Genomic DNA, 25,322 nt, shown 5'->3' on the forward strand with positions numbered 1-25,322 from the left:
ACCCGGCGTCCGCGGCGTCCCCTGCGGCACCGCCCACGCCGTACGGCCACACGGGTCCTACGACGTCAGGCCGCCGCCCACCGCCGTACGCCGTAGGCCGCCGCACCCACCGCCAGCACACCCGCGCCCACGATCACCGAGACCCACGGCAGGGCGAACGCCAGCGTCGCACAGCCGAGCAGCCCCACGACGGGGACCACCCGCGACAGCGGAGCACCCTCCAGCGTCCACGCGGAGGCGTTGGCCACCGCGTAGTAGGCCAGTACACCGAAGGAGGAGAACCCGATCGCGCCCCGCACATCCACCGTTGCGGCCAGGACGGCGACCACCGCGCCCACGGCCAGCTCCGCCCGGTGCGGTACCCGGAAACGGGGGTGCACGGCCGCCAGCGCACCCGGCAGATACCGGTCGCGGGCCATCGCCAGCGCCGTCCGCGACACCCCCAGGATCAGCGCGAGCAACGACCCGAGAGAGGCCACGGCCGCACCCGCCCGCACCACGGGCACCAGACCCGGCACCCCGGCCGCCCGCACCGCGTCCGCCAGTGGCGCGGCGGCACGCCCTAGGCCTGTCGGCCCCAGCACGGAAAGGACGGAGAGCGCCACACACGCGTACACCACCAGGGTGATGCCCAGCGCCAGCGGGATCGCGCGGGGGATCGTGCGCGCCGGATCCCGCACCTCCTCGCCGAGCGTCGCGATCCGCGCGTAGCCGGCGAACGCGAAGAACAGCAGCCCCGCCGCCTCCAGCACGCCCCCCGCCGCCCCCGAGGACCGGCTGAGGCCCAGCCGCCCGGCGTCCGAGGCGTCGGATCCCAGACACACCACCACCACGGAAGCGAGGACCGCCAGCACCACCGCCACGATCACCCGCGTCAGCCAGGCCGACTTCTGCACACCGCGGTAGTTCACCGCGGTCAGCGCCACGACGGCCGCCACGGCCACGGCGTGTGCCTGCCCCGGCCAGACGTACGCCCCCACGGTGAGCGCCATCGCGGCGCACGAGGCCGTCTTGCCGACGACGAACGCCCAGCCCGCCAGATATCCCCAGAACGGTCCGAGCCGCTCCCGCCCGTACACGTACGTTCCGCCCGACTGCGGATACCGCGCGGCCAGCCGGGCCGAGGAATCCGCGTTGCAGTACGCCACGACGGCCGCCACCGCGAGGCCCAGCGGCAGCGCCGGCCCCGCCGCACGCGCCGCCGGACCGAGGGCGGCGAAGACGCCCGCCCCGATCATCGAGCCGAGCCCGATCACGACGGCGTCGCGGACACCCAGGCTGCGGCGCAGTGAGCTGTCGGACCGTGTCATGGCCCGCACCTTACTGACCTGTGCAACCACCGGGTGCCGCCATGACGTCCTCCCCGGCAACACGGCACGAACACATGCGAGACCACCGTAAGCGGGACGCCGTACGCACAACGGGGCACAGCCTGTCCAGGACGGAGATCACAGCGCCGGGACAGTGCGTGCACAGCACGGAAGGGCAGGTTCACGGCATGACCGTCATAGGCTGGATCATCCTGGGGCTGTTGGCCGGAGCCATCGCCAAACTCTTGCTGCCGGGCCGCGATCCGGGCGGCTTCATCGGCACGACCCTCATCGGCATAGCGGGAGCGTTCATCGGCGGCTGGATATCGGCCCGCTGGCTGGACCACCCGGTCACCAAGCACTTCTACGACACCGCGACCTGGGCCTCGGCGATCGGCGGCGCGCTCGTCCTGCTGATCCTCTACCGCATCCTCTTCGGCAACTCCCGCGACTGACCGCCCCGGACCCCGTTCCGCGGACGGGAAGGGCGGGCGCCGCACCCGGCGCCCGCCCGCCCTGCTGCCGTCCCGAGGACCGGTGCTCTACCGGTAGTTGACGAACTGCAGGGCGAACTCGAAGTCCTTGCCCTTCAGAAGCGCGATCACGGCCTGGAGGTCGTCGCGGTTCTTGGAGCTGACGCGGAGTTCGTCACCCTGCACCTGGGCCTTGACGCCCTTCGGCCCCTCGTCACGGATGATCTTCGCCACTTTCTTCGCGTTCTCCTGGGAGATGCCCTCCTCGATCGTCGCGAAGATCTTGTACTCCTTGCCGGACAGCTGCGGCTCACCGGCGTCCAGCGCCTTCAGTGAGATACCGCGCTTGACCAGCTTGGACTGGAAGACGTCGAGGACCGCCTTGACCCGGTCCTCGGAGTTCGCCTCCATCAGGATCTTCTCGCCGGACCACGAGATCGAGGCACCCACGCCCTTGAAGTCGTAGCGCTGCGAGATCTCCTTGCCGGCCTGGTTGAGGGCGTTGTCGACCTCCTGCCGCTCTACCTTCGAGACGATGTCGAAACTGGAGTCGGCCATGTCCTGTGGCTCCTTGTATCCGGGTGCTGTCGGGGTGCGTGTCGGCGCGCGTGGGGAGCCGCCGAACCCGGTGTGATCCCGGGCCGCATCCGCACAAGCCTAGCCACCCGGGGCCGCCCGGGCGCAGCTCAATCGGGTGGCGAAGCACCCCTCGACATCGGGTATTGTTTACGTCGTTGCCAGGGAGGACCACCGCAAGGCGGTTCGAACGGCAACACCCCCGGCGGTGTGCCCGAGCGGCCAAAGGGAGCAGACTGTAAATCTGCCGGCTTCGCCTTCCCAGGTTCGAATCCTGGCGCCGCCACTTTGGGGAAAACCCCCTCCGGCCAGCCATCACGGCAGGTCGGAGGGGGTTTCTCGTTGTCGGACCCCGTTCGATTCGCCGTGGACGAAACGCGGACGTGTCTCACTTGATGCCGCTCATATCCCACCGTCGATCAGCACGTCTCCCCCAGGTGTCCCCCGGGGGAAGGCATGATCACGTCGGTTCGTTCCACTCCTGCAAGGCCGCTTCGATCCGCCCGTTCGCGCGCTCCCTGCTCTGGTCGAGAACCTTGGCGTACACCTTGTGCAGCACCGCGACACTGTGGCCGGCGCGGCGGGCGCACTCCATCGCGTCCACGCCGGAGCTGAGCCAGAACGACACTCCGGCGTGCCGTAGGTCGTAGGGGCGGCGTGCCAGCAGTGAGGCCGTCTCAGCCTCACTCAGCACGTGCAGGCGTGCCCTCGCCCATACCTCCCCGTAGCCGGTCTCCTGTAGCAAGCCGTTGCGGTTGGTACGGAACAGCCGACCGTCCGGCGCCGTGCCGTGCGTGGCGATGTGCTGCCGCAGCATGCGGACAAAGTGCGGCGGGATGGGCACCGGCCGGGAGTCCTTCTCCGCGCGGGCCTTCAGGTGCCGCGCCTCGTGCGCGGTCCCGTCGTCCGTCCAATTACGTCCGGCCCGGACGATGCCCTGTCGCAGCGTGAGCATGCCCCATCCGGATTCCGGGAGGTGGCATTGTGCCTCACGCAGCGCGGAGGCTTCCGCCGGTCGCATGGCCGCGTAGTACAGGCACCCGAAGAACGCTTCCAGATGCCGCCCGCGCGGCCCCTGCTCCCGTACCCCGGCCAGGAGCGCACGCACCTGGCGCGGATTGGCGACACTCTCCGGGTCCACCTGCTCCACCGACTTCGGGGCGGTCCACTTCACGGTCGTGAGCGGGTTGACCGGGATGCTGAAGTACTTCTCTTCCACGGCGATCCCCAGAACGTCGCTCAGGCATGCGCGCTTCCTTTTCGCGGTACGCGGTGAAGCAGCCTTCCCGTCCAGCCGCAGCGACAAGGCGTCCAGGGCGAGACGCACGGTCGCGGGATCTTCCAGCGCGGACACTGGCACGGAGTGCTTGGCGATCCACGCGAGGGCGCGGGCAACGTCGTCCGGCGGCGTCTCGTCCCAGCGGTTCCGGTTGTAAGCCCACCCGTAGAGCGCCCGCCGCAGCAGGGCGGCGTCGGGCATGCCCGACTTCGTCTTGACGAGCGAGGGCGTGATGGTGGCCAACGCGTCGGCGTAGTTCTTCCGCGACTTCGCGGGGGCCGACGCCCACTTGCGGTCGACGTACGTGCGGCTGTGCTCGTACCAGGTGATGGAACCCTGCTTCGCGCGCAACTCGGAGACAGGCAGTCCCGTTTCCTCGTCGAACTGGTCGCCGCGGCGCACAGCCGACATGAGTTCCGAGCGGCGCCCCTCAGCCTGCACCTTGAGCGTGTAGCTCTTGGAGTGCTTGTGCTCCCCGACCAGCCAACGGAGGCGGTAGGGCTTAGGGCGGTCCCTGCGTACTTCGATGGAGTAGAGACGGACGTCATAGGTCAGTGACATGCAAACTCCTGAGGGGCCCGCCGGAAGCGGGCCCCTCATGTCTCGTGTGCCGGGGGAGATCAGGCAGCGTCTTCCATGGACGACCACCAGGCGTCAAGGTCGGTGCGGCGGCAGCGAAGCTGACCGTTGGGAAGCTTGATCAGCTTCGGGGCCTTGCCCCGGGCGCGCATGCGGTAGAAGGCGGCGCGGCTCATCTCGATCTCTTCGAGGACTTCAGGGAGCTTGAGCATCTTGGGGCGTGCCACGGTGCGACTCCTTGTCACGGCTTCCTTCTTCTGGAGGATCCGCCACGTCCGCCACGCCGCCACATCGCAGGTCAGCGCCTTGATCATGTGGCGGATAGCGGTTTTGTGGCGGATAGGTGCCGCCACACCCCGCAGGGTGCGGCGGCATCGGGGGCGCCGGTGCGGTCAGCCGGTGAGGGCGGGCTGTGTGGCGGTTTCCGTAGCCGTGTGGCGGATGGCTGTGGCGGTATCCGCCACGGATTCACCCCCGCTGACCTGCGGTGTGGCGGACGTGGCGGACGTGGCGGATTCCTCGGGGGACGGGGGACAGTAGCGGGTCCAGGCGTCCGTGAGGTCTTCCGCGTAGTACCCCTTGGGGAAGCCGGATGGGGTGCGGATGCCGCGCGGCTTGATCGGCTTGTTGCCGGGGGTGACGTACTGGCTGAGCAGCCGGGCGAGGCTGCGGGCGTTGATCGGTTTGTCGTCCAGGTCGCCCCACGGGCTTTCGTCCATGCGCAACAGGCATTCGATGATTGCGGCGGTCGGCATCCGGTCGCTGCCGCAGAACACCTTGTCGCGCAGGTCGGTCAGCAGCCGGACCCCCAACGATGCTTCGTCGTTGTCGTGGGCGGCGTTGATCAGTTCCAGGCAGGCGATGCGGGCCCGCTCGGGCCACTCCCCGCCAGCTGCGTCCGCGACGGCGAGGAGGGGTTCCCACACGTCTGCCGGGCGGTCTGTGACCCCGTCGGGCATGTCGGGCCAGGCTTGGGCGACCTGGTCGCGGACGGTGTCGGCCCACTTGGCGAGCCGCTCGCGCAGGGCGTGACCCTGCTTTTCGTGGGTGCGCTGCCGGTAGGGCTCGACCTTCTCGTTCGGGGCGCGCTTGCGCATCCGGACGATGACCGCGCGGGTCAGTACGGTGTCGGGCAGCGAGCCGAGTCCGGCCATGGCGACGGCGCAGTAGGAGTTGAAGACCTGTGCGCTCTGGTTGGAGCCGTCGCCGACGCAGCGCAGGGCGCCGCCGATGCGCCGGTATCCGGCGTTCAGGAAGCCGCGCAGGGCCTCGTCCGCCCCGGCCTTCGGGCCGAAGATGGTGTCCACCTCGTCGAACAGCACCGTGGGCAGACCCTCGGCGGCGTCGACCAGCCGATAGAGGGCGTTGGCGGACGCGGACACCGTGGCGACCGGGCGGGGCGTGAGGAGTTCCACGATCTCCAGGGCCCGGGACTTGCCCGACCCCGGTTCCGGGGACAGGAACGCGATCCGGGGCGTGGTCTCGAAGCAGTCGATGAGGTGGGCGTGAGCGTCCCACAGGGCTACGGCGACGTAGGCGGCTTCGGTGGGGAAGACGTTGAAGCGCCGGTGGAAGGCTTCCACCTCGTCGAGCAGCGCGGCCCCGTCGATGATGGGGGTCATGCGGCGTTCCTCCGTTCGGTGCGTGCGGCCGGCACCCCGGTGCAGGCGGCTTTGTGAGCGGCGTACTCCCGAGCGAGCGCGGTCACGGCGTCGGCTCCGGTGGCGGCGTTGGTCTGTCCGCAGCCGCACACGTAGGCGGCGGTGGGGGTGTCGCCGGGGCGGGTGGACCAGCGGGCACCGTCCCCGTGGTGGCGGTAGACCGGTGGGGCGTAGATGCGGATACCGGGCCGCTCCGGGGTGGGCTCGTCGGTGTTGTGGCGTGCCTCGTTGCTGCGGAAGCGGTCACGGCGAAGGGCAGTGACGACGCCCTTGCGGGCGGCGCCTGTCGGCTCGCCCACGGCCGTCGGGGGCGTATCCGGTCGGGCGGGGTGCGGGCCGGTGGGGTGTGGGGGTTGGCCTTCCAAGCGGGGGCGGGGTGGGGTGGTCATGCGGTGGTCCGGGGGCGTGCGGTGCGCTGCGAGGCGTCCAGGGCGCTGCGGATGGTGGCGCGGCACTCGGCCGCGGTGAGTCCGGCCGCCTCCCCCTCCTCTTGGAAGGCCACCTCTGCCACGTGCCGGGGGAGGTCGCCCCATGCGACGAAGCGCCCCACCTTGAACGCGGACCGGTTCAGCGTGGTGTTGCGCAGCCCGTCCGGGGCCGCGGCCACGCTCGCGCACTCCGCGTCCAGCGCGGCGAGGGCAGCGCGGCTTCCGTCGACCGCGGGCAGCCGCAGCACGCCCACCGGCCGGCGGGGCGCCGGTTGCAGGAGCGTGTGCAGCCATACGGGCAGCGCGGCCACCGGGTGCGAGCCGAGCGCCTCGTACGGCCCGGCGGGGGTGATGCTCCCGGCGGCGACGACGTAACCGCCCCACGCGCGGGTGTCGACCGAAGCGGCGACGGTGCCCGCGGTATTGGCGAGCCGGACCCCGGCCGGGGCGGTGAAGTACAGGTGCGTCCCGCCGCTCGCGGTCCGCACCCGGTGGGTGGTGGGCACGGCGTGTCCGGCGCGCTCGCAGAGCGCTGCGAAGGTCACCGCGCCGCAAGGCGCGTCCGAACTGCCCTTGTGCTCCGGGGTGTCCAGATCGACGACCAGCAGCCCGGACGGGCCGGTCGCGATACCGACGTTGAACGGCGCCCGGGACCAGGCGGCGCGGATGCGGCCGGGGTCGACGGTGGCGCGCTGCTCCCACTTGCGGTGCCCGTGCTCGCACGGCCCGGTGCCGGTGCAGGACTGCTCACCGTGCAGCGCGGGCCGCTTGGTGCCGGGGCGCAGGGGGAAGACGTGCCGGCCGCGTTCGGCGGCGTCCAGGGCAGCGTGCAACAGGTGCTCGCTCATGCGGCCGTGTCTCCGTCCGTCCACAGGCTGAGGATGCGGTCGTTGAGGCTGTTGCCAGCAGCGGTGACGGCGGTGGGGTCGCCGGTGCGGACGGCGTCGAGCAGGGCGGCGAACTCGGGGGTGGGACCGGGGTCCTCGATGCCGTCCAGGTCGCGGGCCAGGGTGCGCAGCAGGGACCAGGTGAGGTAGCGGTCGAGGAACATGCGGTGCTCGGTGAGTTCGAGCGGGGCGCCGACGGTGACCAGGGTGAGGATCAGGCTCCCGTCGGGGCGTGGCTCGATGCCGGTGCTGACGACCCGTTTGGTGTCGTCGGGCAATGGCGGATGGATGCCGTGGTCGGTCATGCTGGAGACCTCCAACAGGTCTGTAGTGGACGGGTTGGGCAAGGGCGGCCCCGGATCTTTGGCGAGACGAGGGGGCCGCCCTTGGCGTGGTCAGGGGTGGGCGGGGAGCGGGGGCGTGTCGGGGGTGAAGGTGACGGTCATGGCGCCGCCGGTGGGGTGCCAGCCGTGGACGGTGATGCGCAGTTCGTCGTGGGCCTGGTCGCGGCGGTCGCAGATCAGCCGTCCGTCGTCCAGCAGGGCCCAGGGGGTGGTGTCACAGCCGTAGTCGGTGGTGAGGTCGGCCAGGGCGTCGCCGGGGTCGTCGTAGTGGTGGCCGTATTCGTTGTCGGTGTTCTGCGCGCGGCACAGGTCGCAGATGGCGACGACGCAGGTCAGGGTGATGAAGGCCATCGGTGGTGTCCTGTCAGGTCTTGTCGCGGGTGAGTTTGAGGGTGATGCCGCCGACGCCGACGGGTCCGGCGGTCTGGGCGATGTCGGCGGCGAGGTGGGTGCCGAAGTCGAGCAGGGCCATGAACATGGCGACCATGCCCCAGCAGCCGACGGCTCCGGCTCCGGCGAGGGCGAGGGGGATGAGGTAGCGGTGCAGGGGGCGTCCGGGGGTGGGGGTGGTGGTGTGGACGACGATGACGACCGGGTGTCCGGTGTCCTGTGCGCGGCGGTAGGCGTCGGCGGGGATGTGCGGGGCGATGATCCCCGGCGGCTCGTGGTCGGGCATGACGGAGGCTCCCTTTCCGGGTGGGCCGCGGGCCCGCGTGTCGTGGTGTGACACGGGGCGCGGGCGGGTGTGACGGGTGGGTGTGACGCGGGTGTGACGGGGTGGTGTGAGGGCGCGTCACACCCGCGTCTGCCTAGGGGTTTGGGTGTGACGGGGCCGTCACGTGTGACGGGTGTCAGGCGGCGGCGAGGGCGGGCACGATGCGCCACCGGCCGGCCGCACTGGTCGCCTCCAGCCGGCCGTCCAGGGCGGCTTCCTTCAGCCGCTTGGACACCCATGAGCGGGAGAGGCTGTGTGCGTCGCACCAGTCCATGAAGTCGACCGGGCCCACGACCATCCGGCCGTCCCGCTCGAACTCCTCCAGCGCGAGGGCGAACAGTTCCCGTGCCTCGTCGGGCGAGGGCTTGTGGCCGTTCTCCTGTCCGAAGATCGGCGCGTCGTCGCCCGTCTCGTCGCCCGGCAGGTCGGCTTCCGGGTCGATGCCGGCGTCCTCGGTGTCGATGAAGAGTCCGTGCGTGTGCTGCATGTCGTCCTCCTCGTCGACGGCCCGCAGCACGGCGGCGGGCGGGGCGGTGTGGTCGGGGGTGGTGCGGCCGGTGTAGGCGCGTCCGGCGACCGCGGCGACCGCCCCGGCGGTGACCGGGTCCGCGGTGGCGCCCTCCCGCAGCGCCCACGCGGCGAGCCGTTCCATGACCGGCACCGCGCGGGCGGGGAAGGCGAGGGTGCGGCCCGGCGAGGGGTAGCGGTCCTCCGGGATGCCCGGGGAGACGGTGTAGCAGTAGCCGGGGCGCCGGTTGCCCCACGCCCCCGGGTGCGCCCCGGCGTCGATGACCGCCTCCGGCAGGGAGAATCCCTCGTCGCGGGGGTCGCAGCCGAGCGCGATCACGGACGGCAGAGACGCCCGCGTGGAGGTGGACATCTGGTCGTACGAGGGGCGCTGAAGCGACACGATGAGGGAGACGCCGGCGGAGCGGGCTTCCTGCGCGATGCCGGTGAACGTGTCGTCGCCGAGGTTGCGCAGGGTGTTGGCGGCTTCCTCGAACCAGGCGACCAGGAACGGCATTCCCGCGCAGCCGCACGCCCGCCCGCTCCGGCAGGAGTGCTTGCGGTCGGTCTGCTGCTCGGCTGCGGCGGGGACCCACTGGCGGTAGCCGTGGGCGCCGAGCCAGCGGGTGCGGGCGGGGATGACGGCCTTGACGGCTTCCACCATGACTTCGGTGTCCGCGCCGCCCTCCGCCGACCAGTCCATCCCCGGCCGCAGCGGAGCGAAGTCCTGGAACGCTTTGGGGTCGGACACCCACAGCAGCGCGTCCCGGCGGGAGAGGATCTCCGTCATCAGGTTCAGCGCGGTCTCGCCCTTGCCGGACCCGGTACCACCGGCGATCAGGACGTGCGTGCTGTTCCGCTTGGTCTCCGGGTCGCCCGGAAGCCAGATCACCAGCGGTGAGCCGTCGTCGTAGCGGCCGATGACCAGCGGCTCGGCGATCGAACCACCCAGGTCGGACGGACCTTCCCACTCCATCGGCTGGGACAGCATGTCCTCGGGCACGATGACCAGCTCACCGCGGCGCGAGGAGTCGGGGGAGGGCAGGTAGCGCACCGCGGACACGGGGAGGTCGAGCGCGGACGCGATCCGGGCCAGGGCTTTGGACACGTCCTCGTTGGTCTGCTCGCCCGGCTCCAGCGCCACGGGCGCGGTGACCCGGTTGGGTTCCACCTTCGCCTGGCCGATCTGCGCACGGGCCAGCCCGACCTTCTCCAGCAGACCCTTGTCGCCGCTCGCGCCCTGGGCGTCGGTGTCGTTGCGGCGCAGGACCATGCGGACGTTCCAGGACAGGGCCACGACCGGCCCGCCCATCAGGTACAGGTCGTCCAGAGGTCCGGCGGTCGGTCCGGCCAGGCAGGCGGCGGTGACCCACGCGGATCCGGCGGCGACGGTGATGGCGGAGTGCAGGCGGCGCTGCTGACTCGTCGACTTCCCCGCCCACCAGGTGGCGCCGGTGAGGGCGACGGAGGCGAGGGTGAGGCCGACGCCGGCCGGTGCGGAGGCTTCCCACCGCACCGAGCCGAGCGCCCCGGCCAGGCCGGTACCGGCCCAGCCGATCCACGGGGGAAGGTGCGGCTTGACCCTGTGCAGGAGGTAGGCGCCCACGCTTCCGCCCGTGCCGTGGGCGTACGGGTCGGGCAGGTAGGCGGCGGTGCCGTCGTGGCCGTAACCGGCGGAACGGCTGTGGTGACGTGCCATGGTGGTTGCTCCCTCCCCTTACTGCTGGGACCAGTTGATGACGGGCTGCTGGGGCTTGCGGGCGCGGTGGCGCACCCGGTTGATCTCCTCCTCGAACTCCTGCTGAAAGGCCGCGTAGGTGGCAGCAGCGTTCTTCGCCGCGTCCCGCAGCGAGTCCGCCGACCGCTGCATCTTCCGGGCCACCTTCTGCGCCCGGATACGCGAGCCGAACGCGCGACCCTGCGGGTCGGGGACGGTGCCGAGCACGCTCTTCAAAATCTCCGCGCCCATCGACACCTCGATGGACAGCGTCACCGCGGCAGCCCGCAGCGTGTTGCAGTACTGCCGCACCTGCGCCGGAGAGGTGAACTCCGGCGGAGGCAGCAACGTCTGCCCGGCCGACCCGCCCCGGGCCCCGCCGCGGGAGCCGGGGCCGTGATGGTTCGTGGTCTTGTTGACGGTGATGTTCAGGGGCGGGGCGAATGAGCTGCCCAGCCCTCCGACGAAGCCGCCGGCGGCGGCCCCGGCGTTGGCGAACTTGTTGCCCTTGTCCCCGCTCCGGCGCGGGGGGTTGGGCCCGCGGAACGGCTGCTGGGCCTGCCGGTCGGCGAAGTCGCGGGCCTGGCGGGCGGAACTGCGGTTGTCACTCATCGGTCGGTCTCCTCAGGTCAGTGGGTGCGGCGGACGACGAGCCAGATGCTCTGAGCAGCGACCAGGACCAGCAGCCACAGGATTTCGAGCGGTCCGGCGAGGGGGCCGAATCCGGCGGCGGCGGCGAACCAGGCGCCGGTGAGGGTGGCGAGCAGGGCGAGTCCGATCCGCCAGGCGAGGGCGGTGCCGGTGCCGGGGCGGCGGCGCTGCATGACCAGCACCCCCACCGTCGGGGTGGCGGCGAGGGCGGCGAGAATTGCGCCGGTCCACGGGGCGAGGGCGTGCAGGATGCCGGCCGTGGCGAGGGCGAGTAGGGCCAGGACGGTGGGGGCCAGCGTGCGGCGCGAGCGCCATAGCAGGCGGCCGACCCATCCGGCGATCTCCCGGCTGAGGGAGGGCTGTTCGGGGACGACGATGAGGAAGGGCTGCGCGCGGTGCCCGCGGCGGCCGGGGATGTGGACGGTGTGGATGCCCGCGGCCGTCTTCACAGCGTGGGCACGGGTACGGCTGGACACAGCAGGAACTCCACTTCGGGAGGCGGACGGGTTGGGGTGGCTGTGCTGTGCTGTGTGGTTCAGGCCGCAGCGGCCTCGTCGTCCGGGTAGGCGCACCCGCCGCACATGCCGAGCGACGGCGGGATGACGTACCCGGCATCCGCCCGGCAGCGCGGGCAGGTGCGGCGCGCGAGGTTGGCCCTGGCCAGCGCCGCCCACCTGGCCGGGGTCATGGGACGGACCGGCAGGGCGAGGTCGACGCGGTAGAGGTAGGCGACCAGCGGGCCGCGACGGCGGCGCGGCCGTTCGAGCTGAGCGGCCACGTCCTGGCCACCGGGCCGGAGCCCGGCCGCTCTCAGCTGGCGGCGGGTGGCCAGGCCGTCGGGGGCCAGATGCCACCGGTAGACAGGGACGGCACCCATCAGCGGCTCGCGATCGCGAGTTCAGCCCCACCGGCGGCGGGGGTGCGGTGTTCGGCGTAGCGGGCGGACACCCATCCCACCGACCAGCCGCACAACTCGGCCGCGGCCCGCACCGGCAGACCGGCATCGAACGCCGCCCGCACCGTCACCCGGGCCGTCTCCTCGCCCTGCTTCTGCGCGGCGGGCCCGGCGGCGAGTAGGGCGGCGCGTTCACGCTCGCGCCACTCGGCCTCCGTACGTTCAGCGCGTTCACGCTCCAGCCGGAGCCGTTCACGCTCGCGCTCGGCGCGTTCACGGTCCTCCCGCTCGGCCCGCTCGCGGGCCTCTTCCCGCTCGCGTTCCTCGCGGCGGGCGCGCTCGGCACGCTCGGCCTGTTCGCGGGCCAGACGGGCTTCGTGTTCACGCTGTTCACGCGCTAACAGGGCGGCATGCTCGCGTTCTTCGCGGGCCCGCCGCTCCGCCTGCTCGCGCCGCTCCACGGCGGCCCGCTCCCGGGTCTCCCGTTCGGCCTGCCGGCGGGCTTCCAACTCGGTCGCGGCCCGCGCGATCGCACGCCGGTAGGCCAGCCCGGTTTCTGCTGTCACGATCAGCAGGAGCGGGGCGACCGCGTGCACGGCCACCCCGACCATGTCCCGGTCCAGGGCGGACGCTGCGACGTTCAGGGCCAGCGTCATGCAGCCGGTCATCCAGCGCAGCGCCACCGGCCAGCGTCCGCCGTGCCCGCCCAGCCGGGCCAGCACGGCATCCAGCCGGACGACGATGACCACGGCCGCGTCGACCACGAGCGGCAGGATCGGAGCCGTCCACCGCCACCGCTCCGGCGTGTGTGCCGCCGCGAGCGGGGTCACGGTGAGGATGGAGTAGAGCATGGCGCCCGCCACGATCAGCCATGTCCCGGCCGACAGAGCGCGCTCCGCTGAACGGATCTGTTCGGTGTTCACGCGGGCACCCCCGTCCGTGAACGCACCCGCACCGCGGCGATCAGCACGATCGGGGAGGCAGGGTCGGCGGGGTCCGTGCTGCCCTCCGCCCACTCCCACAGCGCGCCGGGCACCTGCTCGAAGCCGAGCACGGTGAGCGCGTCCGTGCGCTGCGTGAACGTCGGGACCGCGCCACCCTCGGTGAACCAGTGCTGCGGCCACCCACCGACGCGACCCCGCAGGATCACGTACAGGCACCACCGGCCGCCGCGCTCGGACATCTGCGCCGTGAACGTCTGCCCCATCACATCCACCCCCGGCGGCGGTTCTCGGCGCGGCTGCACTGCTCCGGGCGGGTGCGCGGGCCGGTGTGCCAGCAGAACGGCGGAAGGGCGTCGGCGGCGTAGAACACGCGGATGGCGGCGCCCTCCGGCGCGTCCGGCAGCGGGTAGACCCTGCCGTCCTTGAGGGAGCCCAGCAGCCGGGCGCCGTGGTGCTCGCAGCCGTCCGCACCGCCGCCGACCGCGTCCAGCACCCTCACCACGACCGGACCGCCGCACGGCGTCGGGTCGTCCGGGTGAGCGGCCGGACACCGGACGGTGCCGCTCATGCCGCACCGTCCGACAGGATCACCGATGCGGTGTTCGCCAGGTCCCGACGCGCGGCCAGCACCCGCCGGCGCGCCCGCCGCAGCCGCCGGGCGTCCAGCTCGGACGGGATGCGGTCCAGGGTGATGATCTGCGCGTCCAGCAGCTCGACACCCGCCAGGATCAGCGGCATCTCCTGCTCGATCGCGTCCAGCTTCGCGGCCGTCGGCTCGCGGTCGTGACCGTCGGCGGTAACAACCGCCTGAACAGCACCGATGTGCTTCATGGGTCGTGGTTCCTCTCACAGGGGACGGCCCAAAAGGCACCCCCCGGAGTAGGCGCTCCGGGGGGTGCGTGCCGTCATGGGTGGGATGCCGCAGGTTGCGGCGGGTTCAGCGTTCGCTCACACCCGGTACGGGCGCGGGCGAGGGGGACGGACCGGCAGCGGCGGCTTCGTCTTCTCGTGCTCCGCGCCGGCCATCAGCGGCCACCGCGCACACGGGCGTTGTCCTCGCTGCGCTTGTTCGCCGCGGCGTTCCTGCGCGACAGTTCCTCGCGCTCCGCGTCTGTCAGACTCGTCATGCAGATGCCTCCAACTAGGCGTCTGTACGCGGGTCCCGGGGTGCCACCCGGGACCCGCTCCCGTATCCGGGGCCAGGGGGTTCCGGCTCCCCGCCTCCCGTCCGGACGACCACCGCGCAGGGCGCGGGCCGCACGGACGGGAAGAGGCAACCGCCCGCAGCGTCCAGCGCTGCGGGGCCAGGAAGAGGCGGACCGGCAAGAGCACAGGCGCCGCCGGCCGGTCCTCGCGGCGGCGCCCCAGATATGTCGTCGGTACACACCGACCTCCCGCAAGTAGCAGGGACACGGCTTCACCGGCACACCGTTGCCACGGAGTACCGGCCCCGAGCCGGGAACATCGGGCGCGTCAACGCAACTGCGCTGACGTCGGCGGCATTCACCCGGCCGCCACGGGGACGGGGAGTCGTGTCCCCGTCGAACTAGGCACTCTGTTCAGTTCTCAAGTAACTGGCGCTTCCTTCGTACTCACCCCCGCGGGCTTTCCTCCGGGCACTGTTAATGCAGGTCAAACGGCCGTGACAGCACCTTCCCCGTCTTGCTTAGGGGGGGTTGCGGTCTTGCCTGTTAGGTACCGTAGGCAAACTCGAAGCTGTGCGCAACCCCCTCTCGCGGTAGAGTTGCTAGGCCCCCTAGGCGGCGATGGGAGAGACGTGCAAGACGACATGGATCGGGTCACGGGGATCACGGACCCCGTTGACCGTGCCAAGACTGCAATCGACCTGATGGCGCGGTATCAGAGCCGAGTGAACGAGCTGTCCCGCATCCGGCGGGAAGCGATCGAAGAAGCTCAGGCGTCCGGCATGACGCAAGCCGAGATCGCGAAGCGACTGGGTGTCAGCCGCGGCAGGGTCGGTCAACTCGCCGCGTCGGGTCCCCCGCCGGAGCGTGCTTTCTTCGGCACGGACCTGGTCACCGTGTCGCTCGGAGGCAAGTACGAGGCAGGCAAGGGGCCCGACCAGCACCCCAGCGAGGTAGTCACCCGTGAGGACCTCAACAACTTCGAGCACCTGCGGAAGTTGCTGGGGGGCATGAAGTTGGACACGCAGTATGAGGTGATTCCGCCCACGGGAATCGTCAACCTCAACCGGGACAACCATGTCGTCATCTGCGGCCCCCGTCTGTCCCCGATCGTGGCGCAGGTACTCGAAGGTGACGACAACCTTCGGTTCGCCAAAGACAGCGCATGGCACCTGGTCGACCAGGTGGCCGGGAGGGAATTCCGGTCACCCCAGGACGAAGACGGGTCGGCTGGCGACGTCGGATACCTGGGGCGACTTCCCCGCCTGGACGGGAAGGGGACGTTCATCTACATCGCAGGCGTCCACGCCATCGGAGCGAACGGGGTCGTTCACTTCCTGGAGAACAACCTCGCAGAGCTGTACCGCGAGGTTCGTACACGGCGCTTCTCCACCCTGGTTTCGTGCCGTTATGACCCGAAGACGCTCGAAGTGTTGGAGAGTCGACGCGTCACCCCGTTGTACCGACATGAGGGCTGATCATGCGCGTCGCCATCGACACCCAACCCGGCGGAACCGCTCCCAACGAAGACTGGGCGGCCGGTACGCCAACACTTGCCGTTGTGCTGGACGGGCTCAGTACGGCGGGTCTGGATACGGGGTGCCGGCACGGCGTTCCCTGGTATGTGACCCGCCTAGGCAGTCAGCTTGTCGCCGCACTCGCCGACCCGGCACTTTCGCTCGTGACCGGTCTGGCGAGGGCGCTCGAACAGGTGGCGGCGATGCATCCTGAGTGCGACCTTGGCAACCCCGGCACTCCCTCGGCAACGGTCGCGGTCCTGCGAGAACGGGAAGGGTTCCTTGACCACCTTGTCCTGGCCGACTCCCCGGTCGTCCTCGAAGGGCATCAGGACTTCACCGTGATCACAGACCTTCGCGTCGACGAAGTGCTTCCTGAGCTGCGGGCCGAAGTCGAGCAGCACGAGACCCATACGGCAGAGCACAGAGCGGCCCTACAGCGATTCGTGACCGCGCAACGACAGACCCGGAACACACCTGCCGGCTACTGGGTGGCCGCAGCCGGTCCGGCGGCGGCAGACCACGCGCTTGTGGGCAGCACCCCCATCACGGAAGTGCGCGCCGCAGCGGTCCTGTCCGACGGTGTGTCTCGTCTCGTCACGGAGTACTCCATGGCGACCTGGTCCGAGGTCTTCTCGACTCTGCGGGCCGGGGGTCCACGGCAGCTGATCGAAGCCGTCCGGAAGGTCGAAGCCACGGACCCGACCGGGCTGCGGTGGCCGCGCTACAAGTCGGGTGACGACGCAACGGTTGTCTTCTGTCAGTGGTGATCTGGCCGGAGACGGGGAGGTCGCTTCCCCCAGGTGTCCCCCGACCGTACAACGCCAGCGCAACCACGCAGGTCACGGGCGGGGGACACGGCCCGCTGTAAATCTGCCGGCTTCGCCTTCCCAGGTTCGAATCCTGGCGCCGCCACACGACCGAAAGGGTCTGTGACCAGCAGCAATGCTGATCACGGGCCCTTTTGGCGTTTGTGGGGCGGTGGTGGGGCAGGCCGACGGTGTTGTCCGAAGCGCGGAACGCGCGGCCGGTGCACCGGTGGGTGCGGTGGCCGCGCGTTCCAGGGACGTCGGAGGTGCTCAGTTCTTGACGCGCTCGTCGTCGGCGGCCGAGGCGTCCCGCTGGGTCGGGATCGCCGCCAGGGAGCGTGCCGCGGCGCTCGTCCGGCGGTCGTCGGCCGCCGCGCACAGCGCCTGGGCCGCCTCGTCGAAGCGGACCGCGGACGGCGGGTCGGAGGGGCCCAGCAGGTGCAGCTTGAGCTCGGTGCGCGCCGCGCTGTAGGTGTCCTTCTCGGGGTGTCGCACGGAGTCCAGCAGGGCCGGCATGCCGGAGGCGTCCGGCGTGAGGACGGCACCGGCCCGGACGGTGGGAAAGGCGTCGCGGAAGTCCTGCTCGTCAAGGCCGCTGGTGTTGGCGACGGCGTACGGCTTCTCGCTCGCCAGGTAGTCGGATATCACGCTGGAGACATCGCTGATCAGCAGGTCCGCCACGTTGAAGCAGGCGTAGACGGTCGGCCGCGCCTCGACGACGATGCGGTGCTCCCAGGCGGGGAACGAGGCCCAGTAGGCGCCTTCCCAGGCGCTGGTGGCGGTGGCCACGGCAGCGGCCCGGCCGGGCTCCGGTACGGGCTGGAGCAGCATCCGCTCGACGTCGTCCGCGCCGGACCGGAACGAGGACGTGGTCAGCCGTTCGAGTTCGGCGGTCCGCCGGGCCAGTTCCGCCGCCGCGGCGGGCGCGGGCCGCTCATCGGGGTGTTCCGCGGCACGCGCGGCGTTCGCGGCGTGGATCATCTCCTGGATCCGGGCGTTCGCCAGTCCCGCCCGGCGGTCGACCGAGCCGGTCAGCGGGTGCGGCTTGTACAGGAGCCGGACCCCGGGGTCGGCCAGCAGGGAGCGGACGATGTTCTCGCCGGCCTCGATGACCGACGTGTTGCCCGGGTTGCCGTCCCAGCCCTCCCAGGTGGGGGCGTAGAGAACCGTGGTGTACCGCCCCTTGGGCGCGCCGGCGTACGGCGCGATCGCGTCCAGCTGCGGGCGGCCGATCTCCACGATGTCCCTGTCGTCCACGCCGACGTCCGCCGCGGCGTACCGCTCGCGTGCCGCGGGGCCGGCCACCCACACCTCGTCGTACGCCTTGGCGTACGGGTTGCAGCTGGACAGCTTGTCACTCTCGCCGTGGTTGACGAACGCGTGTTTGATGGTGGGGATCCGCAGCACCTGCGAGGTCTTGCCCGAGTTCGACGGGTGGATCAGCACCTTCAGCGTCGAGTGCTCCAGCCGCATCAGGTCGGCGACCTTCGGCAGGCACACGATCGGGATGTCGGTGGAAGCGATCTTGCTCACCATGAACCGCTCACGCAGCACGATCAGCGGACGGCCCTCCAGCCGGGCCAGCGGCTCCAGCCACATGTTCGCCTGGTAGACCGAGCTGGTGCCGCCGGAGAAGTACATGCCCACCGTCGGCCGGTACTCGGCGAGCCATGCGTCCAACCACTCCAGCGCCTGCTCGCCGGTGACCGGCCTGCGGGCCGGCCGCAGCCGCAGCAGCAGCGTCACGACGGCCGTCAGCGTGAGCACGGCGGACAGGGCGATCCCCGCGGCGGACCAGCGGACCGAGTCCGTCGCCGCGGTGACCAGCATTCCCGCCGTCGCGGGCAGGCCGAAGACGAGGAGGCGCTGTCCGGAGCGCTGCATCAGCAGCGCCGGGGAAGCGGGGCTCAGCCGTAGCGGCGAGGCGTCGATGTTCCGGGTCAGCACGGGCAGCATGCGGGTGCGGCGTACGAGGATCGCGGCCCCCTGGCACGCGAAGTGCAGGGTGTAGAGGAGCAGCAGGCCGAGGACGACGACCACGTACCTCCGCTCGTAGTCCTGCACCTCGAGGCGGAGCAGGCTGATCACCAGCAGAAGGTCCCGGACGGCTTGTCGCACCAGAACGGTCGCATGCAGCTTCCCGAGGGCGGAGACCGTCGGCCGCTGCCACCGGTGAAGGGCGAGGTCCGCTGCGAGTCCGACGGCGCTGGCCGCCACGAGCAGCGGGAGGCTGGGGAGAAAAGCACCCACCGCCTGCGCGGCGAACGACAGACCGAGCACCGCGGGGAGGGCGAGGCGTGCCGCTGCGGTGCGCAACCGAGCGAGCAGGAACGATGCTGACACTTCGTGAGCTCCAGGCGACTCAACATGCTCGGGCACGGACTCGCCTGCCGGTGCGATCGGAGGCCGCGGACGGGAAGTCGGTGCGCACGAGTGTTCCCTCTGCGAGAGAATGGCCGAACTTTACCCGCGATGGTCAGAAAGTTCGCTGTCAGTTCGCTGAGAATTAACTGTGCCGTTGAATTGCGGCCCGGTTGAGCCTGGTTGACCCGGCCCCTCGACGGTCGTTGACGGTACGCCGTGAGACGTACCGGCCCGTCCGACCGGGCGGACGGGGGATTCCGCCCGGTCGGACGGCCGGGTTCAGTTGCCGGCCACCGACTTCACCGCCACCGGCACCGGGGTGGACCCACCGATCAGTTCCAGCCTCAGCCCGGCCGTCGCCGACGATTCCACCAGTTCGGCCAGTACGGCCGCCACATCGTCGCGCGGTACGGAACCGCGGCCGGTATGCGCCTCCAGACGCACCAGACCGGTACCGGCGTCGTCCGTCAGGGCACCGGGGCACAGGATCGTCCAGTCCAGGGCGTCCAGGCCGCTGACGTAGGCGTCCGCCTCGCCCTTGGCGCGCAGATAGACGTCGAACACGTCGTCCCCCGAGTGGGCCGGGTCCGCGCCCATCGAGGAGACGACGACCATACGGCGTACGCCCGCGCGCACCGCCGCGTCGGCGAACAGCACCGCCGCCGCCCGGTCCACCGTGTCCTTGCGCGCCACGCCGCTGCCCGGACCCGCGCCCGCCGCGAAGACCGCCGCGTCCGCTCCGCGCAGCCGCTCCGCGACCTCGTCCACCGACGCCGACTCCAGGTCCAGTACGACGGGTTCGGCCCCGGCATCCCGCAGGTCAGCGGCCTGCTCCGGTTTGCGGACGATGCCCGCCACCTCGTATCCGCGCGCCGCGAGCAGCCGCTCCAGCCGCAGCGCGATCTGACCATGACCTCCAGCGATGACTGTGCGCATGTCTTCGACCGTACGCCGGGAGTGCCCCTGCCGCCGCCGCATCCGTCAGGCCGCGCCGCTCCCGGACCGGACTCCGGGCGCCCGCGACCGGCGTGCACGACGGGTAGCCGCGACGGCAGCGGCGGTGCCGGGCAGCACCGACGGGCAGCCGCCGTGGGCAGCCGCCACGACGGCCCGCCACGACGGCCCGCCTCGGCGGTGCACCATGACTGCTCCTGGCCGTCCGTCACGACAGTTCGCCCCGCCCCTGCCGCGGCAGCCCCAGTTCCGCCGCGACCGCCGAGTCGCAGTACTCCCGTACCGCGCTCGTCCGCGCCACGACCCGGCCCCGGTGCACGACGATCCGGCTGTACGCCAGCGACAGCGCCGCGTCCAGCCGGTCCCCGCGTACGGCCAGCAGCTCCGCCGGGAAGCCCGCCTCCACCCGCACCTCGGGCAGTCCGAGCACCGTGCGCGCCGACGCGCCGACGGCGTCGTACGCGTCCTCGGCCCGCAGACCGTGCCGGGAGGCGAGCAGATAGGCCGCCTCCAGCGGGTCGCCCCGGCCCACCGGATTGGAGACGTCCCGCAGGGCACCGCTGCCCGCCGCGACGCGTACCCCGGCCGCCCGCAGCAGCCGTACCGGAGCCGTGCCCCGCCCGTCGACGGCGCCGCAGCTGCCCTGCGGCAGGCACAGCACCGCCACACCGGCGGCCGCCAGCTGGTCCGCCGTACGGGCCGCCACCTCGGCCGGAAGGCGGCCGAGGCCGCCGCACGGGCTCAGTGTCACCCCGGGCCGCAGGCCGCCCGCCATGGCGGCGAGCCGGGCGAGCCGCGCCGGATCGGTGGCGTCGGTGTGCAGGTCGACGGGGCGGCCGTACTCGGCGGCCACCTCCAGGACCGCCTCCGCGTAGCCCGTCGGATCGGGGTCCGCGTCCGGGCAGCCGCCCACCACGGCCGCGCCCATCTTCACCGCGTCCCGCAGCACGGCGAGGCCGTCGGCCCCGGCCAGCCCGGTCAGCAGGCGGGGCATGGCCACCGCGGTCAGCTCGGTCAGGCCGCGCAGCGAGCGCCGCGCGCGCAGTACGGCGCCCAGCGCGCCGAGCCCCTGGACGTCGCCCACGCGCACATGCGCCCGCATCGCCGTCGCGCCGTGGCCCAGCTGCAGCAGAGCGGCCTCCGTCGCCCGGCGCTGGACGTCGTCGGGGTCGTACGAGACGGGGCCGTCGTGCTCGGCGGTCAGGGCGGTGTCGCCGTGGGCGTGCGGTTCGGCGGGGGCGGGCAGCAGGAGATAGCCCGTCAGGTCGATCCGGCCGCCCGGGGCGCCGGTGTCGTCCGAGGTCAGGCTGCCCGCCGTGCCGACCGCTTCGATCCGCCCGCCGCCCAGCCGTACGTCCACGGTCCTGCCGTCCGTGAGGCGCGCCCCGCACAGCAGCAGCACCGGCGGGTCCGCCGAACCGGCCTCCCCGGCGGCGTCGACCGCGCCGGCCGAGCCGGACGCGGCGGCCGCACCGGTTGTGCGGAAAGACACAGGAGGGGACACGTGAGGGGACGCCGGGGAGGACGCATGGGGGGACATATGGGGTGGCCGAGGCTGCGGCCGGCTGTCGGGCATCGCACTCCAAGGGATCACCGCGCAAGATCACGCAGAGTGAGTCGAGCCTAGGACGGTGATCCGTCCCCGGCGCGGAAGAGCGCAATAGTCGTACCGGTGTGGTCCTCTGCGAGGGGCGGCTCACGGCATGGCGCGAGGTGCCCGGGAACGCTGCCGTACGACCCCGGCGAGACGGCGCGAAACGGATTTGGGTGAACGGCTGCCGAGCGTGTAATGTCTTCATCGCTCGCCCCAATAGCTCAGTCGGCAGAGCGTCTCCATGGTAAGGAGAAGGTCTACGGTTCGATTCCGTATTGGGGCTCTGGTGTGTGAGGTTCCCGCCGTCAGGCGGGGCCCGATCGCATCACAGCGGTGTAGCTCAGTCGGTAGAGCAAGCGGCTCATAATCGCTGTGTCACCGGTTCAAGTCCGGTCACCGCTACACACAGTAGCCGATTGCGGGGTCGGTCCTCCGATCGGCTACTCTTTCTTGCGTTGAACAACCTACCCGTTCGTCAAGGAGCACTCACGTGGCTGCCACCGACGTCCGCCCGAAGATCACGCTGGCCTGCGTGGAGTGCAAGGAGCGGAACTACATCACCAAGAAGAACCGGCGTAACAACCCGGACCGTCTTGAGATGAAGAAGCACTGCCCGCGTTGCAATGCGCACACCGCGCACCGCGAGACGCGATAAATCAGGCTCGTACACGAGGCCGTCCCCACTCCGGGGGCGGCCTCGTGTCGTTTCGGCCATGGCTCCGGCATGTGCCGGACCCTGGCCGTGGACACGCAGACCCGATGACACCAGGAGGTACCGGGCCATGGCGCTCGACCAGTCCTTCGTGGGGCGGACCTACCCGCCCACCGAGCCCTACGAGGTGGGCCGGGAGAAGATCCGTGAGTTCGCTGAGGCCGTGGGGGACACCAACCCCGCGTACACGGACCCGGAGGGCGCCAAGGCGCTCGGGCACCCCGATGTGATCGCCCCGCCGACCTTCGTGTTCTCGATCACCTTCAAGGCCGCCCGCGACGTCATCGCCGACCCGCAGCTCGGTCTCGACTACAGCCGCGTGGTGCACGGCGACCAGAAGTTCGCCTACAGCCGGCCGGTGCGCGCCGGTGACCGGCTGCGGGTCACCTCGACGATCGAGGCGGTCAGATCCATGGCGGGCAACGACATCCTGGACGTCCGGGGCGAGGTGCACGACGAGGCGGGCGAGCACGTCGTGACCGCCTGGACGAAGCTCGTGGCCCGTGCGGCCGACCAGGAGGCGTGAGGAACCGATGACCGCGAAGATCTCCTACGACGAGGTCGAGGCCGGCACCGAGCTGCCCGCCCGGACCTTCCCCGTGACCCGCGCCATGCTCGTCCAGTACGCGGGCGCCTCCGGTGACTTCAACCCCATCCACTGGAACGAGAAGTTCGCCAGGGAGGTCGGGCTGCCGGACGTCATCGCGCACGGCATGTTCACCATGGCCGAGGCGATCCGTGTCGTCACCGACTGGGTGGGCGACCCGGGGGCGGTCGTCGAGTACGGCGTCCGCTTCACCAAGCCCGTCGTCGTCCCGAACGACGACCAGGGCGCCGTGATCGAGGTCAGCGGCAAGGTCGCCGCCAAGCTCGACGACAACACGGTGCGCGTGGACCTCACGGCGACCAGCGCGGGCCAGAAGGTGCTGGGCATGTCGCGGGCGGTCGTGCGACTGGCCTGACGGCGGGGGCGGGGCCGCCGGCGGCGCGTGAGGAGCGTTCCTCGGCGCGGGCGGCCCTCACCTTGCCGGAACGCCGTCGGGTGTGCCGCTTGACGTAGTTAGTGATTGAGTACTAACTTACTCGCATGGTCAGGATGAGCGCAGCGGAGAGGCGCGAGAGCGTCATCCGCGCGGCGATGACGGAATTCGCCCGCGGCGGCTATCACGGGACGTCCACCGAGGCGATCGCCAGGCGTGTCGGGGTCTCGCAGCCGTATCTCTTCCGGCTCTTCCCGGGCAAGAAGGCGATCTTCCTCGCGGCGTCGGAGCGGTGCGTGGAGGACATCATCCGGACCTTCGAGGAGGCCGCGGACGGGCTGGAGGGCGAGGAAGCCCATCAGGCCATGGGGCACGCCTACGGCAAGGTCATCGTGGAGCAGCCCGAGCGGCTGATGATGCAGATGCAGATGTACCTCGCGGTCGCCGCCGCCGAGCAGGAGGGCGACCGGGAGTTCGGCGAGGCCGTGCGCGCCGGCTGGACGCGGCTGTGGGACAGCCTGCACCTGCGGCTCGGCGCGGACATCGAGCAGACCACGGTCTTCATGGCGTACGGCATGCTCATCAACTGCCTGGTGGCCATGGGGTTCCCCCCGGAGCACCGGGTCTGGCAGGGGGTCTACCCGGAGGTCCGGGCCGCCGGCCAGGTGGAACGGTAGGCGTACCGGAGGAGCGCGACGCGCCACGAGAAGTGACGCGCCACGAGAAGCGACGTGCCACGGGAGAAGGGCAGGCGATCGTCCGCCCTTTTTTCTTCGGCGCGAAAGTTAGTCAGCAATTACTAACCGAAGATCTCCGTGGGGGAGACATGTCACAGCAGACCACCACCACCCGTCGCGGGGGCGCCGCCTGGGCCCTCGTCATCACCAGCGTCGCCGGATTCATGGCGTCCCTCGACAACCTCGTCGTCACCACCGCCCTGCCCTCCATCCGCGAGGACCTCGGCGGAGCCCTGGACGACCTCGAATGGACCGTGAGCGCCTACACGCTCACCTTCGCCGTCCTGCTGATGTTCGGCGCCGCCCTCGGCGACCGCTTCGGCCGCCGCCGCCTCTTCCTCGCCGGACTCACCGTCTTCACCGGCGCCTCCGCCGCCGCGGCCATGTCGTCGGGCATAGACGCCCTCATCGCGGCCCGCGCCGTGCAGGGCGTCGGCGCCGCGATCATGATGCCGCTGACGCTGACCCTGCTCACCGCAGCCGTGCCCGCCGCCCGGCGGGGCATGGCCTACGGCATCTGGGGCGCCGTCAACGGACTCGCCGTCGCCTCCGGACCCCTCATCGGCGGCAGCCTCACCGAGCACGTCTCCTGGCACTGGATCTTCTGGCTCAACGTCCCGCTGGGCGTCGCCCTCCTCCCGCTCGCCCGGCTGCGGCTCGCCGAGTCCCGCGGCACCGGCGCCCCGCTCGACCTCCCCGGCACCCTGCTCGCCAGCGGCGGACTCTTCGGCATCGTCTACGGCCTGGTCCGCGGGCCCGCCGACGGCTGGAGCAGCTCCCTCGTGCTGACCGGCCTGTTCGCCGGGGCCGCGCTGCTGACCGGGTTCGTCGTCTACAGCACCCGCGCCGAGAACCCGATGCTCCCCATGCGGCTGTTCCGCTCCCGCGCCTTCTCCGGCATCAACGCGGCCAGCCTGCTGATGTTCCTCGGGATGTTCGGGTCGATTTTCCTGCTCAGCCAGTACATGCAGGGCGTCCTCGGCTACTCGCCCACCGAGGCCGGGCTCCGGATGCTGCCCTGGACCGGTATGCCGATGCTCGTCGCGCCGGTCGCCGGAATCCTGTCCGACCGCATCGGCGGCCGCCCGGTCGTCGCCGCCGGACTGTTCCTCCAGGCCGCCGGGCTCGCCTACACGGCCGCGGTCGTCACCGCCGACGCCTCCTACGGCGTTCAGCTGCCCGGTCTGATCATCAGCGGTATCGGCATGGGCCTGTACTTCGCTCCCGCCGCCAACCTGGTGATGTCCAGCGTCCGCCCGCAGGAACAGGGCATCGCCTCCGGCGCCAACAACGCCCTGCGCGAGGTCGGCGGCGCCCTCGGCATCGCCGTCATGTCCTCGATCTTCTCCGCCCGGGGCGGCTACGAGTCCGGCCAGGCCTTCGTCGACGGACTGCGGCCCGCGCTGGTCACCGGCGCCGCAGTGGTCGCCGTCGCCGGTGTCGCGGCCCTGTTCATCCCGACCGGCCGCCGCATCGCGCAGTCGGTCACCGCAGGGGAGCGGGAACCGGCCGCCACGGTCCTCCAGGACGCCGGGCACTGACGG

At 71.4% G+C, this 25,322-nt stretch carries 29 protein-coding genes and 3 tRNA genes; 11 read left to right on the forward strand and 21 right to left on the reverse strand.

The features are described from left to right. Nucleotides 1-65: 65 nt before the first annotated feature. Nucleotides 66-1,310 (reverse strand): APC family permease, encoded by a 1,245-nt coding sequence (locus ABZ862_RS03380; RefSeq protein WP_360951501.1) that lies wholly within the window; start codon nt 1,308-1,310, stop codon nt 66-68. Nucleotides 1,311-1,498: 188 nt separating this feature from the next. Between ABZ862_RS03380 and ABZ862_RS03385 the strand changes: the two genes are divergently transcribed. Then, nucleotides 1,499-1,765: a GlsB/YeaQ/YmgE family stress response membrane protein gene (locus ABZ862_RS03385; RefSeq protein ID WP_360951504.1), complete on the forward strand. Its 267-nt coding sequence runs from the start codon at nt 1,499-1,501 to the stop codon at nt 1,763-1,765. A gap of 87 nt (nt 1,766-1,852) precedes the next feature. Here the strand turns inward: ABZ862_RS03385 and ABZ862_RS03390 are convergent, their stop codons facing one another. After that, a complete protein-coding gene (locus ABZ862_RS03390; protein ID WP_360951507.1) occupies nt 1,853-2,341 on the reverse strand; it encodes a YajQ family cyclic di-GMP-binding protein in 489 nt (162 codons plus the stop codon). Between the two features lie 222 nt (nt 2,342-2,563). Here ABZ862_RS03390 and ABZ862_RS03395 point away from each other — a divergent pair. Further along, nucleotides 2,564-2,645: transfer RNA gene (locus ABZ862_RS03395), tRNA-Tyr, on the forward strand. Between the two features lie 174 nt (nt 2,646-2,819). On the opposite strand, the gene ABZ862_RS03400 is transcribed toward ABZ862_RS03395, so the two are convergent. From ABZ862_RS03400 to ABZ862_RS03475, 16 genes are all read right to left on the reverse strand, one after another. Further along, the gene (locus ABZ862_RS03400) at nt 2,820-4,199 is read right to left on the reverse strand and encodes a site-specific integrase (RefSeq protein ID WP_360951510.1); all 1,380 of its coding nucleotides are present in this window, start codon (nt 4,197-4,199) and stop codon (nt 2,820-2,822) included. A 59-nt stretch (nt 4,200-4,258) separates the two neighbouring features. Further along, a complete protein-coding gene (locus ABZ862_RS03405; protein WP_360953039.1) occupies nt 4,259-4,444 on the reverse strand; it encodes a helix-turn-helix domain-containing protein in 186 nt (61 codons plus the stop codon). A 165-nt stretch (nt 4,445-4,609) separates the two neighbouring features. Beyond that, nucleotides 4,610-5,839 carry a DUF3631 domain-containing protein gene (locus tag ABZ862_RS03410; RefSeq protein WP_360951513.1) on the reverse strand — a complete coding sequence of 410 codons (1,230 nt, stop codon included), beginning with the start codon at nt 5,837-5,839 and terminating at the stop codon, nt 4,610-4,612. Further along, complete coding sequence (locus ABZ862_RS03415) at nt 5,836-6,177, reverse strand: hypothetical protein (protein ID WP_360951516.1); 342 nt, start codon at nt 6,175-6,177, stop codon at nt 5,836-5,838. Before ABZ862_RS03415 ends, ABZ862_RS03410 begins: the two co-directional genes overlap by 4 nt. Before the next feature lie 86 nt (nt 6,178-6,263). Then, complete coding sequence (locus ABZ862_RS03420) at nt 6,264-7,154, reverse strand: bifunctional DNA primase/polymerase (RefSeq protein WP_360951519.1); 891 nt, start codon at nt 7,152-7,154, stop codon at nt 6,264-6,266. Beyond that, a complete protein-coding gene (locus tag ABZ862_RS03425) occupies nt 7,151-7,498 on the reverse strand; it encodes a hypothetical protein (RefSeq protein ID WP_360951522.1) in 348 nt (115 codons plus the stop codon). The genes ABZ862_RS03420 and ABZ862_RS03425 overlap by 4 nt, the downstream gene beginning before the upstream one ends. A 90-nt stretch (nt 7,499-7,588) precedes the next feature. Beyond that, the gene (locus ABZ862_RS03430) at nt 7,589-7,888 is read right to left on the reverse strand and encodes a hypothetical protein (protein WP_360951525.1); all 300 of its coding nucleotides are present in this window, start codon (nt 7,886-7,888) and stop codon (nt 7,589-7,591) included. 13 nt (nt 7,889-7,901) lie between these two features. Beyond that, nucleotides 7,902-8,213, reverse strand: a complete 312-nt coding sequence (locus ABZ862_RS03435) for a hypothetical protein (protein WP_360951528.1) — start codon at nt 8,211-8,213, stop codon at nt 7,902-7,904. Between the two features lie 175 nt (nt 8,214-8,388). Beyond that, the gene (gene traB, locus ABZ862_RS03440; protein ID WP_360951531.1) at nt 8,389-10,458 is read right to left on the reverse strand and encodes a plasmid transfer protein TraB; all 2,070 of its coding nucleotides are present in this window, start codon (nt 10,456-10,458) and stop codon (nt 8,389-8,391) included. An 18-nt stretch (nt 10,459-10,476) separates the two neighbouring features. Continuing rightward, nucleotides 10,477-11,088, reverse strand: coding sequence for a plasmid transfer protein TraA (gene traA / locus ABZ862_RS03445; RefSeq protein ID WP_360951534.1), 612 nt, complete (start codon nt 11,086-11,088; stop codon nt 10,477-10,479). A 17-nt stretch (nt 11,089-11,105) separates the two neighbouring features. Continuing rightward, nucleotides 11,106-11,603, reverse strand: coding sequence for a hypothetical protein (locus ABZ862_RS03450; protein ID WP_360951537.1), 498 nt, complete (start codon nt 11,601-11,603; stop codon nt 11,106-11,108). A gap of 59 nt (nt 11,604-11,662) precedes the next feature. Then, nucleotides 11,663-12,004: an RRQRL motif-containing zinc-binding protein gene (locus ABZ862_RS03455; protein ID WP_360951540.1), complete on the reverse strand. Its 342-nt coding sequence runs from the start codon at nt 12,002-12,004 to the stop codon at nt 11,663-11,665. After that, nucleotides 12,004-12,945, reverse strand: a complete 942-nt coding sequence (locus ABZ862_RS03460) for a DUF2637 domain-containing protein (protein ID WP_360951543.1) — start codon at nt 12,943-12,945, stop codon at nt 12,004-12,006. The genes ABZ862_RS03455 and ABZ862_RS03460 overlap by 1 nt, the downstream gene beginning before the upstream one ends. Next, a complete protein-coding gene (locus ABZ862_RS03465) occupies nt 12,942-13,229 on the reverse strand; it encodes a DUF6303 family protein (RefSeq protein WP_360951546.1) in 288 nt (95 codons plus the stop codon). The genes ABZ862_RS03460 and ABZ862_RS03465 overlap by 4 nt, the downstream gene beginning before the upstream one ends. Further along, nucleotides 13,229-13,534 (reverse strand): hypothetical protein, encoded by a 306-nt coding sequence (locus tag ABZ862_RS03470; RefSeq protein WP_360951549.1) that lies wholly within the window; start codon nt 13,532-13,534, stop codon nt 13,229-13,231. Before ABZ862_RS03470 ends, ABZ862_RS03465 begins: the two co-directional genes overlap by 1 nt. After that, nucleotides 13,531-13,797 carry a DUF6284 family protein gene (locus tag ABZ862_RS03475; RefSeq protein ID WP_360951552.1) on the reverse strand — a complete coding sequence of 89 codons (267 nt, stop codon included), beginning with the start codon at nt 13,795-13,797 and terminating at the stop codon, nt 13,531-13,533. Before ABZ862_RS03475 ends, ABZ862_RS03470 begins: the two co-directional genes overlap by 4 nt. Before the next feature lie 946 nt (nt 13,798-14,743). Here ABZ862_RS03475 and ABZ862_RS03480 point away from each other — a divergent pair. Then, nucleotides 14,744-15,589: a sigma-70 region 4 domain-containing protein gene (locus ABZ862_RS03480; RefSeq protein WP_360951555.1), complete on the forward strand. Its 846-nt coding sequence runs from the start codon at nt 14,744-14,746 to the stop codon at nt 15,587-15,589. 2 nt (nt 15,590-15,591) lie between these two features. Beyond that, a complete protein-coding gene (locus ABZ862_RS03485) occupies nt 15,592-16,398 on the forward strand; it encodes a hypothetical protein (RefSeq protein WP_360951558.1) in 807 nt (268 codons plus the stop codon). Between the two features lie 309 nt (nt 16,399-16,707). Here ABZ862_RS03485 and ABZ862_RS03490 read toward each other — a convergent pair whose 3' ends face one another. The 3 genes from ABZ862_RS03490 to ABZ862_RS03500 form a co-directional block, all read right to left on the reverse strand. Beyond that, a complete protein-coding gene (locus ABZ862_RS03490) occupies nt 16,708-18,780 on the reverse strand; it encodes a hypothetical protein (protein WP_360951561.1) in 2,073 nt (690 codons plus the stop codon). Nucleotides 18,781-19,080: 300 nt separating this feature from the next. Then, complete coding sequence (locus ABZ862_RS03495; RefSeq protein ID WP_360951564.1) at nt 19,081-19,737, reverse strand: NAD(P)H-binding protein; 657 nt, start codon at nt 19,735-19,737, stop codon at nt 19,081-19,083. Nucleotides 19,738-19,963: 226 nt separating this feature from the next. Further along, complete coding sequence (locus ABZ862_RS03500) at nt 19,964-21,247, reverse strand: amidohydrolase family protein (RefSeq protein ID WP_360951567.1); 1,284 nt, start codon at nt 21,245-21,247, stop codon at nt 19,964-19,966. 312 nt (nt 21,248-21,559) lie between these two features. Here ABZ862_RS03500 and ABZ862_RS03505 point away from each other — a divergent pair. The 7 genes from ABZ862_RS03505 to ABZ862_RS03535 all read left to right on the forward strand — a co-directional run bounded on the left by ABZ862_RS03505 (nt 21,560) and on the right by ABZ862_RS03535 (nt 25,319). Then, nucleotides 21,560-21,632, forward strand: a tRNA-Thr gene (locus ABZ862_RS03505). 46 nt (nt 21,633-21,678) lie between these two features. Further along, nucleotides 21,679-21,751 (forward strand) — tRNA-Met (locus ABZ862_RS03510). Between the two features lie 88 nt (nt 21,752-21,839). Next, nucleotides 21,840-22,004, forward strand: coding sequence for a 50S ribosomal protein L33 (gene rpmG / locus ABZ862_RS03515; protein ID WP_003948671.1), 165 nt, complete (start codon nt 21,840-21,842; stop codon nt 22,002-22,004). 127 nt (nt 22,005-22,131) lie between these two features. Further along, nucleotides 22,132-22,587: a MaoC family dehydratase N-terminal domain-containing protein gene (locus tag ABZ862_RS03520; RefSeq protein WP_360951570.1), complete on the forward strand. Its 456-nt coding sequence runs from the start codon at nt 22,132-22,134 to the stop codon at nt 22,585-22,587. Between the two features lie 7 nt (nt 22,588-22,594). Next, nucleotides 22,595-23,023 (forward strand): MaoC family dehydratase, encoded by a 429-nt coding sequence (locus ABZ862_RS03525; protein ID WP_360951573.1) that lies wholly within the window; start codon nt 22,595-22,597, stop codon nt 23,021-23,023. A 125-nt stretch (nt 23,024-23,148) separates the two neighbouring features. Next, nucleotides 23,149-23,718, forward strand: coding sequence for a TetR/AcrR family transcriptional regulator (locus ABZ862_RS03530; protein ID WP_360951576.1), 570 nt, complete (start codon nt 23,149-23,151; stop codon nt 23,716-23,718). A 149-nt stretch (nt 23,719-23,867) separates the two neighbouring features. Then, nucleotides 23,868-25,319, forward strand: coding sequence for a DHA2 family efflux MFS transporter permease subunit (locus ABZ862_RS03535; protein WP_360951579.1), 1,452 nt, complete (start codon nt 23,868-23,870; stop codon nt 25,317-25,319). The last annotated feature ends 3 nt before the right edge of the window (nt 25,320-25,322 follow it).

Origin of the sequence: Streptomyces sp. NPDC047000 (assembly GCF_040644295.1) — a bacterium.
Taxonomy (GTDB): Bacteria; Actinomycetota; Actinomycetes; order Streptomycetales; family Streptomycetaceae; genus Streptomyces.

Bases quoted from the DNA above. Each gene is read 5' to 3' on its own strand.
- ABZ862_RS03485 (WP_360951558.1), top strand. From the start codon at position 15,592: ATGCGCGTCGCCATCGACACCCAACCCGGCGGAACCGCTCCCAACGAA.
- ABZ862_RS03470 (WP_360951549.1), bottom strand. From the start codon at position 13,534: ATGAGCGGCACCGTCCGGTGTCCGGCCGCTCACCCGGACGACCCGACG.
- ABZ862_RS03430 (WP_360951525.1), bottom strand. From the start codon at position 7,888: ATGGCCTTCATCACCCTGACCTGCGTCGTCGCCATCTGCGACCTGTGC.
- ABZ862_RS03425 (WP_360951522.1), bottom strand. From the start codon at position 7,498: ATGACCGACCACGGCATCCATCCGCCATTGCCCGACGACACCAAACGG.
- ABZ862_RS03390 (WP_360951507.1), bottom strand. From the start codon at position 2,341: ATGGCCGACTCCAGTTTCGACATCGTCTCGAAGGTAGAGCGGCAGGAG.
- ABZ862_RS03535 (WP_360951579.1), top strand. From the start codon at position 23,868: ATGTCACAGCAGACCACCACCACCCGTCGCGGGGGCGCCGCCTGGGCC.
- ABZ862_RS03385 (WP_360951504.1), top strand. From the start codon at position 1,499: ATGACCGTCATAGGCTGGATCATCCTGGGGCTGTTGGCCGGAGCCATC.
- ABZ862_RS03410 (WP_360951513.1), bottom strand. From the start codon at position 5,839: ATGACCCCCATCATCGACGGGGCCGCGCTGCTCGACGAGGTGGAAGCC.
- ABZ862_RS03420 (WP_360951519.1), bottom strand. From the start codon at position 7,154: ATGAGCGAGCACCTGTTGCACGCTGCCCTGGACGCCGCCGAACGCGGC.
- ABZ862_RS03380 (WP_360951501.1), bottom strand. From the start codon at position 1,310: ATGACACGGTCCGACAGCTCACTGCGCCGCAGCCTGGGTGTCCGCGAC.
- ABZ862_RS03475 (WP_360951552.1), bottom strand. From the start codon at position 13,797: ATGAAGCACATCGGTGCTGTTCAGGCGGTTGTTACCGCCGACGGTCAC.
- ABZ862_RS03435 (WP_360951528.1), bottom strand. From the start codon at position 8,213: ATGCCCGACCACGAGCCGCCGGGGATCATCGCCCCGCACATCCCCGCC.
- ABZ862_RS03455 (WP_360951540.1), bottom strand. From the start codon at position 12,004: ATGGGTGCCGTCCCTGTCTACCGGTGGCATCTGGCCCCCGACGGCCTG.
- traA (WP_360951534.1), bottom strand. From the start codon at position 11,088: ATGAGTGACAACCGCAGTTCCGCCCGCCAGGCCCGCGACTTCGCCGAC.
- ABZ862_RS03465 (WP_360951546.1), bottom strand. From the start codon at position 13,229: ATGGGGCAGACGTTCACGGCGCAGATGTCCGAGCGCGGCGGCCGGTGG.
- traB (WP_360951531.1), bottom strand. From the start codon at position 10,458: ATGGCACGTCACCACAGCCGTTCCGCCGGTTACGGCCACGACGGCACC.
- ABZ862_RS03525 (WP_360951573.1), top strand. From the start codon at position 22,595: ATGACCGCGAAGATCTCCTACGACGAGGTCGAGGCCGGCACCGAGCTG.
- ABZ862_RS03530 (WP_360951576.1), top strand. From the start codon at position 23,149: ATGGTCAGGATGAGCGCAGCGGAGAGGCGCGAGAGCGTCATCCGCGCG.
- ABZ862_RS03520 (WP_360951570.1), top strand. From the start codon at position 22,132: ATGGCGCTCGACCAGTCCTTCGTGGGGCGGACCTACCCGCCCACCGAG.
- ABZ862_RS03400 (WP_360951510.1), bottom strand. From the start codon at position 4,199: ATGTCACTGACCTATGACGTCCGTCTCTACTCCATCGAAGTACGCAGG.
- ABZ862_RS03495 (WP_360951564.1), bottom strand. From the start codon at position 19,737: ATGCGCACAGTCATCGCTGGAGGTCATGGTCAGATCGCGCTGCGGCTG.